Here is a 15,677-nt window from a genome sequence, read left to right on the forward strand (position 1 = left end):
ATTTAGATGGAGCATAATTTGAGATGAAGCTTGGCGGGGAGCTTAATTGATTATGGGTGATGGTTATAGCTTTTCTAAACCACCTTCATAAACTCTTCCACAAATAGCATAGCTGCTTTTTTACGGTATACTCCTTTTTGCCAAAGGATGAAAGCTTGTTTGTAGAGCTTTTTATCAGAAATAGGTACCGCAGCAATGTTTTCCCAGGTACTGATCGCTTTTTCATTGATGATGGTAGCCCAGTTTCCGGATTCGACCATAGACAGCAGGGAATGGACATCATTCATCTCAATTCTGGTGTTGGCTACAATATTGTTTTTTCTAAAGAGTTCATCGAATAGGTCACGGGAACTAAAGCCCTTGCTTGGAAGGATCAGGTCCAGTTTTCCGAGTTCTTTCAGGGAGATTTTTGGGAGTTTGGCCAAGGGGTTGTTTTTGGAGACTGCCATAATGATTTTGGAAGAGAATACAGGCTGCATCTCAAAGCCACTGCTGTCCCGCTGCTCATGGAAAGCCAGGATGATGTCGAGGTCTGCCATTTTTAATTTATTTTCCAGTTCACCGGCTGTCCCATATTCTATATGGATCATTATGCCGGGGTATTTCTCGGAGAATGGGGTCAGGGCAGGTAAAAGTAAAGAGCTGAAGGCATAGGTTACACCGATTTTCAGTTCCCCGTTAACCAGGTTGGCCAGCTCAAATATTGCCTGTCTGGATTTTTTGATATCGAGCATGATCTGATAGGCATGTGTCAGGAAGAGGTTACCGGCTTCTGTAAGTTTTACCTGTTTTCCCATCCGGTCAAACAAGAGCATACCCAGATCTTCTTCCAGTTGTTTGATTTGCTGGGATAAAGTTGATTGCGTGACGAAGCAAGCGGCAGCCGCCTCTGTAAAATGCAGGAGTTCTGCAGCTTTGATGAAGTAGTTGAGTTGTCTGATTTCCATAATCGATCGTTAAAACTAATGAATATCATTAAAACTATCAATTTTATAAATAGATAGTTTATGCCGAAATTTGCAGGAGTCTGTCAGATGAATACTGCATAAAAGAAAATTAGTTGCAGATGAGCTGCTCCGGGCCATCAAAATAGTAATTAATATCATGAATGTCTTTCGATCATTAAAATCACGTAATTTCAAACTCTTCTTTTATGGACAATCAATCTCCCTTGTAGGTACATGGATGCAAAAGACCGCAGTCAGCTGGCTTGTTTATCAGCTAACAGGTTCTGCTGTTCTATTAGGGGTAGTTGGTTTTGTCAGTTTAATTCCTTCATTGATTTTATCGCCTTATGCAGGCAGTCTGGTTGACAGGCACAACAGGTACCGTATTTTAGTTATTACACAGGTGGTATCTATGATTCAGGCAGGTGCGCTGGCAGCTATTATCTATTTTGGATATAATAATATACTTTTTATTATAGGACTTAGTCTTGTTCAGGGGATTGTCAATGCTTTTGACGTAACCTGCAGACAGTCACTGATGGTAGAGATGGTAAATGATAAAAATGATTTGCCAAATGCTATTGCACTAAACTCTTCTATGGCCAATTTTGCACGTATCGCAGGTCCTGCAGTTGCAGGGATTATTCTGAGTGCTTTTGGTACTGATATCTGTTTTCTGGGGAACTTTTTGAGCTACATTCCTGTACTGATCTGTTTATTTATGATGAAGTTACCAGTTCAGATCATTACCAAATCAACTAAAAGCATTTGGGTAGAGCTGGAAGAAGGATTCAGATATGTAGCAGGTGACAAAGAACTGAGCAGTATGATTATGATGATCGGGATCAGTAGCTTATTTGTAATCCCTTTTAATACACTAATGCCAATTTTTGCTAAGGATATATTTAATGGGGATGCCAAAACTTTTAGCTGGTTCGAAAGTGCAGCTGGACTGGGATCAATTATCAGTGCCATTTATCTGGCTAATCTAAAAGACAGCAGTACCATGATCAAATTGACCACTATTGCCGGAGCAGTAATGGGAGGTAGCTTGTTATTTCTTGCTTATGCCCCACAACTACCTATTGCCTTGCTTTTTATGGGTTTATCTGGTGTGGGTATGATGGCTCAGTCTTCAGCAATTAACACTTATATACAAACACATGCTATGCCTGAAATGCGCGGACGTGCTATCAGTTACTATGTAATGGCTTACCAGGGGTTGATTCCTGTTGGTAGTTTGCTGATTGGATGGGTAGCCCACCTGATTGGTCCAAGACCAGCTGTTTTGATTGAAGGTTTAATAGGGATAACTGCTACCGCCATCTTTGCCTATTACAAAAGCAGACAGGCAGCAGTTAAAACTATATAGTTTTTTTGATGCGGGTACCAGAATGTCCTGCCTTGTAGTTGCCTGACTTTTTGGGCCAGGCCAATTCTGATATCCGCATTTTTATTAAATGCTCAATCCCCCGAATGTACTGAACAGGATAATGGAAAGTACAATTAGCGTGATAAACATATAAAGTTTATCTCTTTCAAGGCCAAAAGCAACCAGGGAAAATACGATTCTTATAATGGGCGTAGCAATCAGAATGACTACACCTAACTGTATAATTTCCTTTGCACTTCCATCACCCAGGCCTTTAATAATCCCTGTAAGACTGGTATAGCCTTCGCCTTCCCCATGAAATGTACCGTAATCAGGCAGACCCGAACCTTGCTGAAACAAGTACCAGATTCCTCCGATGATTGCAATAATACCTGAGATTAACACTCCATATCTTAAAACCTGACCAATCAGCTGCTGCATGTCGTAGTCAGTTACTCTTTTAGTTTCTTTATTCGTATTCATGTTTCCTAGAATTTATGATTAAAACCATTGTATATCATATTCAGAGCAATAGCTGTGATTGCAAAACTGAAAATGATCTTCAACCATTTGACATCGATCTTCATTAACAACTTTGAACCTGTAAAAGCACCGGCCAGTACACCTATAATTACCGGAAAGGCAATTCCAGGATCGATATAACCTCTTTGTAAATACACAACAGCACTTGCTGCTGCAGTTACACCCACCATGAAATTACTGGTCGTGGTGCTTACTCTGAACGGAACACGCATAGCACTGTCCATAGCTAAAACTTTCAAAGCGCCAGAGCCTATACCTAATAAGCCGGATAGCATTCCTGCAAGCGTCATAATTGAAAATCCACCACCTATGTTTCTGAGTTTATAATCTACTACACCGTCTTTTGTAGGATAACTGCTGTTTAGTTTAAGCAGATAAGAAAGCTTACTACCTTCTGTTAAAGCAGTTTCATGTTTCTTTCTTAAAGTCATTGCCGCAGAAAAAATCAGGGTCACACCAAATAGAATAGCTACAATGTTAACCGGAGTGTAGATAGCCAGAATAGCACCGATCACCGCACCGGCTGTTGTCGCGATTTCAAGAAACATACCAAGACGGATATTGGTAATGCCTTCTTTTACATAGGCACTCGCAGAGCCGGATGAAGTCGCAATCGAAGCAACCAGTGCCGCACCAATTGCATAACGGATATCGACGTGAAAAAATAAGGTCAGTAATGGAATAATTACTACACCGCCACCAAGGCCGGTTAATGAGCCGGCAAGTCCGGCAAGATAAGCCCCTAATAACAAGATCAGGGTAAAGGTTAAAATAGTCATGAGTTGTATGATTAATAATTGTTATTTAATAAGGTTTGTATAAGCTGGTCTGCTGCTTGCTGGTCTCTGTTGACAATAGCGAGCGCAAGCTCCTCATGCCAATGATGACTCCGGCTGAAATAAGCCATGTTCGTTTCTTTGCGTTTAGTAAAGAAATCCCGGATAACAGCCGTAAAATTCTGATACAGATCGATCAGAACTTTATTTTTTGAAGCTTTCGCTATACTGACATGAAAAGCGATATCAGCATCAGTGCATTTTTGTGTCTGATCTGAATCAATGGCTTTTTTCCGCTGCATTAAATAGTTTTGTATGCTGCTGATGTCTTCATCTGTCCTGTTTTGACAGGCAAGTTTTACAATCTCTTTTTCAAGCAGTGAACGTACTGTATTGATTTCTTCAAAGTCAGCACGACGCAAACGCTGAGAAAGAGGTTCATCTTTTATTTTTGAAGCGACAAATGTACCTGAGCCTTGCTGTACTTTAAGAACACCAGAGATAGCAAGGGTCTTTATAGCTTCTCTGATGGTAGAACGGCCAACTTCATAACGCTCCATCAGTTCGGGTTCTGATGGGATTTTTGTGCCTTTTTTGAGTTTGCCAGAGGCGATATCGCTCTTTAGAGCAGTAATCACTTTGTCCGATAAATTTACTCTTTTCATGTTATTAAACATCTGATGTTTCAAAGGTATATTTTATTCTTAAACATCTGATGTTTGTAATGTAAAAGTGACATTTTGTAAACATAGTATTTGCAATACAATCTTTAATAAATTTCTTTTCTTCTTAAAAATGTTATAGGTTTACAAAAAACTTTAGGGGTGCCTTGTGCTGAGATATACCCTTTGAACCTGATGCAGTTAGTACTGCCGAAGGGAAAAGTAAGGCCGGACTATGTCCTGGTTTTTCATTCCTTATACAGGTCATTCCTATCGTTGTTAAAAAATGAAAAGAATGGAAATTACTGTAAATCATCAACCTTATTCTATCACCGGTTCCTGTTCTGTAATACAGCTGTTGACTGCTGTTTTGCAAATTCCGGAAAGCGGTATTGCGGTAGCTGTTAATCAGTCTGTCGTGTCTAAATCTGACTGGTCTGCATACCATCTTCAACCTGGAGATCAGGTCATGCTGATCAAAGCAACCCAGGGGGGATAATTCTTTATTTCTGTTCGTAACCTAACAAAAATCATATAACGATGAAAGTAGAAAAAATTCCGGATGGCCAGGTCATCAGCAGGACGCCTTTCCCGGCATCCCGTAAAGTTTTTGTAAAAGGTCAGCTTCATGATATTGAAGTGGCCATGCGTGAAATCAGCCTGAGCGAAACCAAAATTCATAATGGTTTTGGCCTGACAGAGAAAAACCCGTCTGTAACAGTTTACGATACCAGCGGGCCTTACACAGACCCGAATGCGCATATTGACGTAAAGTCGGGTTTGCCAAGAATAAGAGAAAAATGGGTAACTGACAGAGGGGATGTAGAAAAGCTGGATCAGATTTCTTCTGCTTACGGTGCACAAAGACTGGCTGACCCCTCTCTTGATCAATTGCGTTTCGCTTTTCAACATCAGCCATATCGTGCAAAACCAGGTCAGAATGTAAGCCAGATGCACTATGCAAGAAAAGGGATTATTACTCCTGAAATGGAATATATTGCGATTAGAGAGAACCAAAGAATAGAGCTTTGGAATAAAGAAAAAGGCGGGCAGGCAGAGGCAATGAGCCACCAGCATGCAGGAAATAGCTTTGGGGCGAATACGCCTAAAGAATTTATTACACCAGAATTTGTTCGTCAGGAAGTTGCTTGCGGCAGAGCTGTTATTCCTTCGAATATCAATCATCCGGAGTCTGAGCCTATGATTATTGGCCGGAATTTCCTGGTTAAGATCAATGCTAATATTGGTAATTCGGCAGTGACTTCCAGTATTGAAGAAGAAGTTGAAAAAGCAGTATGGGCATGCCGCTGGGGTGCAGATACCATTATGGATTTATCAACAGGTAAAAATATTCATGAAACAAGAGAGTGGATTATTCGTAATTCACCTGTCCCGATCGGAACGGTTCCAATCTATCAGGCTCTTGAAAAAGTGAACGGGAAAGCCGAAGATCTGACCTGGGAGTTATTCAGGGATACTTTAATCGAACAGGCAGAACAAGGAGTTGACTATTTTACAATTCATGCTGGTGTTCTGCTCAGATATATTCCGTTAACTGCCAAAAGAATTACTGGTATCGTTTCCAGAGGTGGGTCAATCATGGCAAAATGGTGTTTAGCACATCATCAGGAAAGCTTTCTGTATACACATTTTGAAGAAATCTGTGAGATTATGAAAGCTTATGATGTTGCTTTTTCACTGGGAGACGGCTTAAGACCAGGATGTCTTGCTGATGCTAACGATGCTGCACAGTTTGCAGAGCTGGAAACATTGGGTGAACTGACTAAAATTGCCTGGAAACATGATGTACAGACTATTATTGAAGGCCCCGGCCATGTGCCGATGCACCTGATTAAAGCTAATATGGAGAAACAGCTGGAACATTGCGGAGAAGCTCCTTTCTATACTTTGGGCCCTTTAACTACGGATATTGCACCTGGATATGACCATATTACTTCAGCAATCGGAGCAGCAATGATTGGCTGGTATGGAACTGCTATGCTTTGTTATGTAACACCAAAAGAACATCTGGGTTTACCTAATAAGAAAGACGTAAAAGATGGAGTGATTACTTATAAAATCGCTGCACATGCTGCGGATCTGGCTAAAGGACATCCAGGGGCACAATACCGTGATAATGCTTTAAGCAAGGCGAGGTTTGAATTCAGATGGGAAGATCAGTTTAACCTTTCACTTGATCCGGATACGGCTAAAGAATTTCATGATGAAACACTACCCGCAGATGGCGCTAAAATTGCTCACTTCTGTTCTATGTGCGGACCAAATTTCTGTTCGATGAAAATCACACAGGATGTACGCGAATATGCAGCTAAACAAGGTTTGGATGAAGCAGCTGCATTGACGAAAGGGATGGAAGATAAATCACGTGAATTCACAGAAAAAGGAAGTGAAATCTATTTGTAAATGGAACTCATAGCCATCACCCGTCCGGATTATTTTGAAGGAGAAGGTCAATTGATTAACGCCATGTTTGATGCCGGCCTTCAATTATTGCATCTCCGGAAACCGGAAAATGATGGAATGAAATTTATGAGGCTGATGAGGGAAATAAATCCTTTTTATTATCCGGCAATTTCCATTCATCAGCACCATGAACTGGCAGATATGTTTTCAGTCAAACGGCTTCATTATCCCGAAAGGCTCTGGAAAATGACCAGTGGACAGAAAAAAACAGAGCTTTTTGTCAATGGGTTTCATCTCAGCCGTTCTATACATGAATGGGGGCCTCCTGCTGATACTGCCTTTCTGGACTACGTGTTTTTTGGTCCTGTATTTAATAGTATTTCCAAAGCAGGATATCAAAGTATAGTGACTAAGGATTTCTGTCTTTTTGATATTCCTGAAGGATTAAAGGTCTTTGGCTTAGGAGGGATTACAATAGCACAGTTTGACACTTTAAAACATATGAAATTTGATGGTGCTGCGGTTCTTGGTGCACTATGGAATTATCCGCTTCATACTTTAACGGAACTTAAAAAAATGCTCAAATCAATATAAAAATATGTTAATTGATCAGTTACATTATATATCACAACCGCCACAGCAGGGGACTCATTTGACAGCTATAGAGAAAGTCTTGCGGGCTGGTGGTAAATGGATACAGCTTCGGGTAAAGGAGCAAACAGAAGAGGTTGTACTTGAACTGGCTGTTCAAGCCAGTAATTTATGTAAAGCTTACAACGCCAATTTAATTGTAAATGATTTTCCCGGACTGGCTTTAAAAGCTGATGCTTATGGCGTACATCTTGGTTTAGATGATATGCCGATACCAGAGGCAAGAGCTATTTTGGGGAAAGACAAATGTATCGGAGGTACCGCAAATACTTTTTCCGATATCTGCAGAAGAGTAGAAGAGGGGGCTGACTATATCGGCCTTGGGCCATTCAGGTTTACCAGCACCAAGAAAAATCTAAGTCCTGTTCTTGGTCTGGAGGGCTATCGGCAATTAATGGAACAAGTTCATGCTGCTGGTATAAAACTGCCCATTATTGCAATAGGAGGTATCCTTACCCAGGATATCGGCCCTATAATCGAAACCGGGATCTATGGTATTGCTGTTTCCGGCCTGCTGACACAGCAGAATAACCCCGTGGAAAATATCAGCTTGCTTTACCAGGAAATAAACCTTAATTCAAAACAAACGTTATGTTAACCATTGCAGATAAAGTATTTAGTTCCCGCTTATTTACAGGAACGGGAAAGTTCAGCTCGGCAGAAATTATGGAAAATGCACTGCTGGCATCTGGTTCGGAATTGGTTACTGTAGCCTTAAAAAGAGTGGATCTTAAAGCTGCAGAAGATGATATACTGAGCCGGTTAAATTATCCTCAGTTCAATCTGCTGCCTAACACTTCGGGTGTGAGAAATGCGAAAGAGGCAGTTTTTGCTGCACAGATGGCCAGAGAAGCACTGGAAACTAACTGGGTTAAACTAGAGATCCATCCTGATCCTAAATATCTGATGCCCGATCCGATTGAAACCTTAAAAGCAACAGAACAACTGGCGAAACTAGGTTTTATCGTATTGCCCTATATTCATGCTGATCCTGTTCTATGTAAACATTTAGAAGATGCAGGAACAGCAGCAGTAATGCCGCTAGGTTCGCCAATTGGTAGTAATAAAGGTTTAAAGACTATTGATTTTCTGGAAATCATTATCAGTCAGAGTAATGTTCCCGTCATAGTAGATGCAGGGATTGGTTCTCCTTCGGATGCTGCAAAAGCTATGGAAATCGGTGCAGATGCTGTATTGGTGAATACCGCAATTGCTGTTTCCAGAGATCCTGTGAAAATGGCAGAAGCATTTAAAATTGCTGTAATAGCTGGAAGAATGGCTTTTGAAGCTCAACTTGGATCTATCAATTCATATGCTGTATCAAGCAGCCCTTTAACTTCTTTTCTGGATGACTGATAATTTCACAACACTTTTTAATACTTATAGCTGGGAGCAGACTAAACAGAGTATTTATGAAAAGACAGCTCGGGATGTCGAACATGCCCTGGGAAATAGTGGTAAAAGAACTTTAGAAGATTTTAAAGCACTGATTTCCCCGGCGGCAGCCCCATATCTGGAAAAGATGGCGCAATTAAGCCGGGCAGCTACCCTAAAGCGTTTTGGTAAGATCATGCAGTTATATGTGCCGCTTTATCTCTCTAATGAATGTAATAATATTTGCACTTATTGTGGCTTTAGTCTGGATAATAAGGTGAGACGGAAAACGCTGTCTTCCATGGAAATTATGCAGGAAGTTGCTGTGCTGAAAGAAATGGGTTACGATCATGTGTTACTGGTTACCGGTGAGGCCAATCAAACTGTACATGTGGATTATTTCAAAAAGGTTCTTGAATTACTGCGTCCGCATTTTGCACTGATTTCAATGGAGGTTCAGCCGCTGAATACAGAAGATTATGAAGAACTGATCCCTTTAGGGTTAAATACAGTACTGGTTTATCAGGAGACTTATCACCGGGATGATTATAAGAAACATCACCCAAAGGGAAAGAAATCTAATTTTGAATACAGGCTGGAAACTCCTGACAGGTTAGGAAAAGCTGAAGTTCATAAAATGGGACTAGGGGTGTTAATTGGTCTGGAAGACTGGCGTACAGATTCATTCTTTACTGCACTACATCTCAATTATCTGGAAAAAAAATACTGGAAGACTAAATATAGTTTGTCTTTTCCACGGTTGAGACCGTTTAGTGGTGGACTAGAACCGAAAGTGGAAATGTCTGACAGGGAACTTGTTCAACTGATCTGCGCCTATAGGTTATTCAATGAAGAGGTTGAACTTTCTATTTCTACAAGGGAGTCTATTGTTTTTCGTGATCATATTATTGGTTTAGGGATTACTTCTATAAGCGCAGGATCAAAGACAAATCCGGGCGGGTATGCAGTAGAACCGGAGTCGCTGGAACAGTTTGAAATCAGCGATGAAAGATCACCGTCAGAAATTGAGGAAATGTTGAGGGAAAAGGGGTACGAGGCGGTATGGAAAGATTGGGACTGCACTCTCCAATAAAATAAAAACTGCTATGTGATGGCGACATTGCCTTCGCTGAAGAAGCTCGGAACGCATGCCATTCACATGAGCAGATTTTTATTTTTTCAATATCCCAGCCGGAGTTGGGGGCCTGGAAGGATGGTTAGGTAGAAGATAATTACGGATAGCGGTTAGAAAGAAACCTTTACAACCATAGCCGGGATTGCCGGGATGATTTTATAATCTTAAATTAGCGGCATGAATTTAATTGACTTTACACTGCCTGAGATAGTTTTTTTAGAACCAAGTGAACACCTTGAAAATGAAATGGGTGGCCGGACAGTAATACAACACACGCACTCGCATACCATAATGGAAGTTATTGCAGCAGATGAAGTCGAAGGACTTAATTTTAAAGCTGGAACTAAAACATATGAATTTGAATATCTGAACCTTTACGGACTTGTTGAAAATCATTTATTCGCAGTTCATTTTACTTTAAATGAAGGGGATCTGACTGATGTATTTAAACAATGTGCTGATTGGTACAGAGCTTATCTGAGTTGGGAAGACAGGAATATACTAGAGGACGAAGCATAATAACCAGACTGATCATTTGATATTATGGCAAATTTTTTATTCAGAGTTTCCTTAGATTTTGAATGGCCCATTGGTGAGCTATGGAAAGGCTATAGCTGTACCTATACTTGCAGGAAATGTGAGCATTGTAATTCTGCAACCATTTCTGGTCCCTGTGAATTCTGCAATGGGGAAGGTTATATTTGGGAAAGTGATGAAATTAAGAAATTGCACTATGCCTGGAGACCATCCCATCCACCATCTGGTGAAGGTTTCCAGGCCTGGGAAATGATCGCGGCGAACGCTATGAAGGTTATCTTGAATCGCCCGTATTCAGCACTTTAAACGAACTTTGTGAATGGTGTTTGGTTAATAAGATTACACATATGGATGCGTTATTATCTAAAGATCAATGGAGCGGGATATTTTCAGGGAAACCCTTCAATTGTGAATTCTAAGTCAAGAATATTGGCAATCCCACCCACACTTATCATATTAATTTTTAAATTATACTTTTGTGGGACACATGAATAAACTTTTCGTTACTGCGATTTTTTCGTTCTCTTTTATGGCCGCTATGGCCCAAAAGCCTATGAACAATATTTATCAGTCTGATGCCTATACCTTATCAAAAGATAAAGTTACACAGGGGACATTTGAAGCGATTGCATTGTCTCCAACAATGCTGCATTCTAATTATCAAAGCCCGGTTAATCTGGATATCAGCCCGGATTTGTCATTTAAATTCAGCATTAATGGTAAGGACAATGAAATGGTTTCCGGAAAGAACCACGAGCTGAGTATTATTGCGGTAAATGGAAAGTTTGAAACCCCGGTTATCCGCTTTGGACAACAATTTAAGGGGCAAAATCCATTGTCAAAAGGGGTTTTTCTTAAGCCTGACACTAAATTCACTATCAGACTGGATATGCGTGATGTGCTGGCCGCTTTTGCCTCCAAAGGTTTTTACACTACTTACAACGGAACTAAGATCTACAAGGCAGATTTTAAAGGTGTCTTTGTAGCAGGCAGTATTAGCCCGTTGATCTGGGATTTTGATAACCTGAGCAATCATAAAGAACTTGAATTAAAAGATAGTGACGGTGACGGTATTTATACAGTTACCCTGGAGATGAATAAGGCACAGGAGAAAAAGACTACAGCTTCTTCCTGGAAACTGACAAAAGATATCTCTGCTTTCCCCCGGTATAAGTCTGCTGTTCCAATGATGGATGCACTGTATAATCTTGGTCTGGAAGAGATGGAAAATGCAGTAGAACCAGACAGCACTTTCAGAACAGGAAAAGAATGGGCCGGAGTATGGACAAGAGATATTAGTTATAGCATTATACTTTCTATGGCTACCCTGCAGCCTAAAGTTGCACAATATAGCCTGCTGAGAAAAGTTAAGAATAACCGTGTTATTCAGGATACAGGGACAGGTGGTTCATGGCCGGTTTCCTCCGACAGAATGATCTGGGCTGTTGCAGCCTGGGAAGTTTATAAAACTACAGGAGATCAGGCATGGCTCGCAAAAGCATATGCGATCATTAAAAATTCTGTAGAGGACGACTTGAAAAATGTATATGACCCGCAAACTGGTTTGGTCAGAGGGGAATCTTCATTTTTAGACTGGAGAGATCAGACCTATCCAAAATGGATGCAGTCTGCTGATATCTATGCTTCTGAAAATCTGGGAACCAATGCAGTTCATTATCAGACCAACAACGTGCTTGCACAAATGGCTGTCTTAATGAAGGATAAGGCCGCAGCGGAAAAATATGCAGGTATTGCCCGACAAATAAAAGAAGGGATCAATAAGCATTTATGGATGCCAGAAAAAGGATATTATGGTCAATATCTGTATGGCAGACAATTTAAAGTCTTATCTCCCCGCTCCGAAGCACTGGGAGAGGCATTAACCGTATTATTTGATATCGCTGATCTTGAAAAACAACAGTCTGTAGTTGCAAAAACACCGGTTACCAATTTTGGTATTCCTTGCATTTATCCGCAGATCCCTAATATTCCACCTTATCATAACAATGCCGTATGGCCTTTTGTACAGGCTTACTGGTCGCTTGCAGCAGCAAAAACAGGAAATGCAACGGCGCTGGTTCAAAGCATGAGCGCAATCTATCGCCCGGCAGCTTTGTTCCTGACCAATAAAGAGAATTTCGTTTCCACTTCTGGTGATTTTGCCGGAACGCAAGTCAATTCAAGTAATATGTTATGGAGCCTGGCTGGAAATATCAGTTTAGTCTATAAAGTGTTATTCGGTATGGATATGCAGGCTGATGGAATGGTCTTCAAACCGTTTGTTCCAGAAGTTTTAAAAGGTGAGCGTACATTAACGAACTTTAAATACCGCAAAGCTGTATTGGATATCAGGCTGACCGGATTTGGAAATGTGATTAAATCAATCACCCTTGATGGTAAGCCTTTACCGCAGGCCGCTATTCCTGCAAGCGTAAAAGGAAAACACACAGTTGATATTGTATTGGCAAACAATAAATCAAAGCAAGGTAAAGTTGGGCAGTCTGCGGATTACTTCTCTATCGTTGCACCTGTATTGAAAAAGGAAAACTCATTGATTAGCTGGGAAAAGGTAGAAGGAGCTGAGTCTTATCAGATTGTTCGTAATGGTAAAGAAATTTCGAAAACTCAGGAACTGAATTATAATGCCCGGCAAAGCGGAGAATATCAGGTGATTGCAATAGACAAAAATGTGGTGCCTTCATTTGCCAGTGAGCCGGTGCTGGTTACAGATGCAAAAGAAATACAAACTATAGCTATGGAAACCGTAGCTGCAAAATCGGCACTTCCTTATCAGGGATTTACTGGAAATGGATTTATCGAAATCAGTAAAACGAAGAATAAAAATATAAAGATTAAAGTTAATATCGCTGAAACAGGTACTTATGCTATCGATTTCAGCTATGCGAATGGAAATGGCCCGACAAATACAGAGAATAAATGTGCAATCAGAACATTTACTGTAGATTGCATATTTGCAGGAACATTTGTATTCCCGCAACGCGGAAAAGAAGAATGGTCAGACTGGGGTTTCAGTAATGTAAATTCAGTGAAACTGGAAAAAGGGGAACATGAATTCAATCTTTCTTTTGAAGACTGGAACGAAAACATGAACGGTGAAATTAACCAGGCTATGCTGGATTATTTAAGATTGATTAGATTAGACTAATCTATATCAGCTTTCAGGCTAAATTTAAAAAGCCGTTCTGTATTTTTCAATACAGAACGGCTTTTTTATATACAAAGATAGCGGTCTATCACTCACTATTTCGGTTCCTTCAAAGGGCGGCGCAGAAAGAAATATTCATTCTGATGCTCCACATAATCCTTAAAGCTTGCAGAAACATCCATGCCTTCCGGAATCTTTTTGAAATTTTCGGGGGTGATATATTTCCAGGTTACCCCGTTTGACTCATCTAAAGAAATGACTTCAATTGGGAAGTTCAATACAAACTCATTCAGAAATTCCTGCTTATTTGCTGTCCACTCTTTTGTACTGCCCAGGTTACGCGGCCAGACATATAGTTTATGCGCTTCAATTACCTTACCATCATCATCAATAAAAGTTGATTGTTTCAAAATCAGATCACTGATTTTTACAGTTGCCACGTCTCCTTTGATTAAACCATCATCTGAAACCATCAAAATTGCCTTTGCAGTAAGAAAAGGAACTGTTACGCCTTCAGGATGTACCTCTTCCAAATGGTCCGTAAATACATAGCGACCTTTTTGAAACGATAAAATACTTGCTGAATTCTGATCTTTGCTGCTCATTTTGATTTTTTTGTAAACTTAATGAAATTGTCTGCCAATTTAACAAGGGAAAATTTGCCGGTTAGCAATTTATTTCCCTTTTGTCTCACAAAATATTATTCTGTTTAGTAGCAGATATTTGAGAAAATTCTAAAACATAGCACGTTTATTGATGTTCAAAGCGTAGTAAAAGATAACGCGTTGAAGTATTGTTTAATTTTTAAAATCTCAATCATATGCCAAAGAAAATAGTCATTATAGGTGGTGGATTTGCAGGGGTGAACCTTGCCAAAAAATTAGCTGGTAATGAATCATTTGATATTACTCTTGTAGATAAAAATAATTATAATTTTTTCCCACCGCTGCTCTATCAGGTAGCTACCGGTTACCTGGAAACTTCCAATATTACCTATCCCTTACGTAAACTTTTTAGAGGTAAAAAGAACTTCATGTTCAGATTAGGGGAATTGCAGGAAGTTTTACCAGCACAAAAGACCGTGATTCTTTCAACAGGCCCGATAACATACGATTACCTGGTTTTTGCCACAGGTTGTGAGACCAATTACTTTGGAATGGAAAATGTTGAAAAATATGCCATTCCAATGAAAACAGTTTCCGATGCACTGCAAATGAGAAATACTTTGTTAGAACGATTAGAAGAAGCTTCGCGTTCCACAGACCCTGCAGAACGTAAAAAACTCCTTACTGTAGTGGTAGCCGGTGGTGGACCTACAGGTGTTGAGATCTCAGGGATGTTTGCCGAAATGAGAAGAACTATCCTGTCTAAAGACTATCCCGAGCTTAAAGGCGCAGGTGGTGAGATTTATCTTGTAGACGGACTAAAGTCTGTACTTGCACCTATGAGCGAAAAATCACAGCAGTACACCTATGACACCCTGACTAAAATGGGCGTGAAGGTAAAGCTCAATGTCATGGTCAAAGATTTTGTAGATGATACTGTTCATTTTGCCGACGGAACTACCATCGCTGCCAAAAGCATGATCTGGGCTGCCGGAGTTACTGCAATTGTTTTTAAGGGAATGCCAAAAGAAGCTTATGGAAAAGGTAAAAGACTGCAGGTCGGTGAATTGAATCAAGTTCAGGGGTTACAGGATATTTATGCCATAGGGGATACTTGTATCCAGCTAACTGACCCTGGTTTTCCGCAGGGACATCCACAATTGGCACAGGTAGCACTTCAGCAAGGAGATAATCTGGGTAAAAACTTAATCAGGATAGCCAGAAATGAAAGTCCAAAACCCTTTAACTACGTAGATAAGGGAACAATGGCTATTATTGGAAGAAATAAGGCTGTTACCGAACTGCCAAAACCCAAACTGTTTTTCCACGGATTTATCGCCTGGATAATGTGGTTATTTATCCATTTAATCTCTCTGATTAACTCAGGAAACAGGATTAAAACATTATATAACTGGATGATTGCCTACTTTACAAAAGATCAATCTTTACGAATGATCGTCAGACCTGCAAGTAAGAATTTATAAA

At 40.2% G+C, this 15,677-nt stretch carries 15 protein-coding genes and 1 riboswitch; of the genes, 10 read left to right on the forward strand and 5 right to left on the reverse strand.

Translation table 11 applies throughout. The annotated features are described in order from the left end of the window. Positions 1–74: 74 nt before the first annotated feature. The gene (locus HDE68_RS00100; RefSeq protein ID WP_183877703.1) at positions 75–947 is read right to left on the reverse strand and encodes a LysR substrate-binding domain-containing protein; all 873 of its coding nucleotides are present in this window, start codon (positions 945–947) and stop codon (positions 75–77) included. Between the two features lie 157 nt (positions 948–1,104). Here HDE68_RS00100 and HDE68_RS00105 point away from each other — a divergent pair, with 157 nt between their 5' ends. Next, on the forward strand, positions 1,105–2,319 hold the full coding sequence (locus tag HDE68_RS00105; protein WP_183877705.1) for an MFS transporter: 1,215 nt from the start codon (positions 1,105–1,107) through the stop codon (positions 2,317–2,319). Positions 2,320–2,403: 84 nt separating this feature from the next. Here HDE68_RS00105 and HDE68_RS00110 read toward each other — a convergent pair whose 3' ends face one another. From HDE68_RS00110 to HDE68_RS00120, 3 genes are read right to left on the reverse strand one after another with little or no spacing between them, the layout of a single operon-like run. Further along, the gene (locus HDE68_RS00110; RefSeq protein WP_183877707.1) at positions 2,404–2,802 is read right to left on the reverse strand and encodes a DUF1634 domain-containing protein; all 399 of its coding nucleotides are present in this window, start codon (positions 2,800–2,802) and stop codon (positions 2,404–2,406) included. Between the two features lie 5 nt (positions 2,803–2,807). Then, complete coding sequence (locus HDE68_RS00115; RefSeq protein ID WP_183877709.1) at positions 2,808–3,641, reverse strand: sulfite exporter TauE/SafE family protein; 834 nt, start codon at positions 3,639–3,641, stop codon at positions 2,808–2,810. 11 nt (positions 3,642–3,652) lie between these two features. Next, positions 3,653–4,303, reverse strand: coding sequence for a FadR/GntR family transcriptional regulator (locus HDE68_RS00120; protein WP_183877711.1), 651 nt, complete (start codon positions 4,301–4,303; stop codon positions 3,653–3,655). A gap of 145 nt (positions 4,304–4,448) precedes the next feature. Next, positions 4,449–4,536: riboswitch (TPP riboswitch) on the forward strand. A 50-nt stretch (positions 4,537–4,586) separates the two neighbouring features. Here HDE68_RS00120 and thiS point away from each other — a divergent pair. The 8 genes from thiS to HDE68_RS00160 all read left to right on the forward strand — a co-directional run bounded on the left by thiS (position 4,587) and on the right by HDE68_RS00160 (position 13,587). Further along, a complete protein-coding gene (gene thiS, locus HDE68_RS00125; protein ID WP_260171521.1) occupies positions 4,587–4,799 on the forward strand; it encodes a sulfur carrier protein ThiS in 213 nt (70 codons plus the stop codon). 41 nt (positions 4,800–4,840) lie between these two features. After that, positions 4,841–6,724, forward strand: coding sequence for a phosphomethylpyrimidine synthase ThiC (gene thiC, locus HDE68_RS00130; RefSeq protein ID WP_183877713.1), 1,884 nt, complete (start codon positions 4,841–4,843; stop codon positions 6,722–6,724). Further along, positions 6,725–7,318, forward strand: a complete 594-nt coding sequence (locus tag HDE68_RS00135) for a thiamine phosphate synthase (protein WP_183877715.1) — start codon at positions 6,725–6,727, stop codon at positions 7,316–7,318. Positions 7,319–7,322: 4 nt separating this feature from the next. After that, the gene (locus HDE68_RS00140; RefSeq protein ID WP_183877717.1) at positions 7,323–7,973 is read left to right on the forward strand and encodes a thiamine phosphate synthase; all 651 of its coding nucleotides are present in this window, start codon (positions 7,323–7,325) and stop codon (positions 7,971–7,973) included. Further along, entirely contained in the window at positions 7,967–8,731 is a 765-nt protein-coding gene (locus HDE68_RS00145; protein WP_183877719.1) for a thiazole synthase, read from the forward strand. Before HDE68_RS00140 ends, HDE68_RS00145 begins: the two co-directional genes overlap by 7 nt. Then, positions 8,724–9,842, forward strand: coding sequence for a 2-iminoacetate synthase ThiH (thiH, locus tag HDE68_RS00150; protein WP_183877721.1), 1,119 nt, complete (start codon positions 8,724–8,726; stop codon positions 9,840–9,842). The genes HDE68_RS00145 and thiH overlap by 8 nt, the downstream gene beginning before the upstream one ends. 219 nt (positions 9,843–10,061) lie before the next feature. Beyond that, positions 10,062–10,403 carry a hypothetical protein gene (locus tag HDE68_RS00155; RefSeq protein ID WP_183877723.1) on the forward strand — a complete coding sequence of 114 codons (342 nt, stop codon included), beginning with the start codon at positions 10,062–10,064 and terminating at the stop codon, positions 10,401–10,403. A 505-nt stretch (positions 10,404–10,908) separates the two neighbouring features. After that, on the forward strand, positions 10,909–13,587 hold the full coding sequence (locus tag HDE68_RS00160; protein ID WP_183877725.1) for an MGH1-like glycoside hydrolase domain-containing protein: 2,679 nt from the start codon (positions 10,909–10,911) through the stop codon (positions 13,585–13,587). A gap of 95 nt (positions 13,588–13,682) precedes the next feature. Here the strand turns inward: HDE68_RS00160 and HDE68_RS00165 are convergent, their stop codons facing one another. After that, the gene (locus HDE68_RS00165) at positions 13,683–14,192 is read right to left on the reverse strand and encodes a hypothetical protein (protein WP_183877727.1); all 510 of its coding nucleotides are present in this window, start codon (positions 14,190–14,192) and stop codon (positions 13,683–13,685) included. A gap of 215 nt (positions 14,193–14,407) precedes the next feature. On the opposite strand from HDE68_RS00165, the gene HDE68_RS00170 reads away from it, so the two are divergent. After that, complete coding sequence (locus HDE68_RS00170; protein WP_183877729.1) at positions 14,408–15,676, forward strand: NAD(P)/FAD-dependent oxidoreductase; 1,269 nt, start codon at positions 14,408–14,410, stop codon at positions 15,674–15,676. Position 15,677 lies beyond the last annotated feature (1 nt).

Origin of the sequence: Pedobacter cryoconitis (assembly GCF_014200605.1) — a bacterium.
In the GTDB taxonomy this organism is placed as follows: Bacteria; Bacteroidota; Bacteroidia; order Sphingobacteriales; family Sphingobacteriaceae; genus Pedobacter; species Pedobacter cryoconitis_B.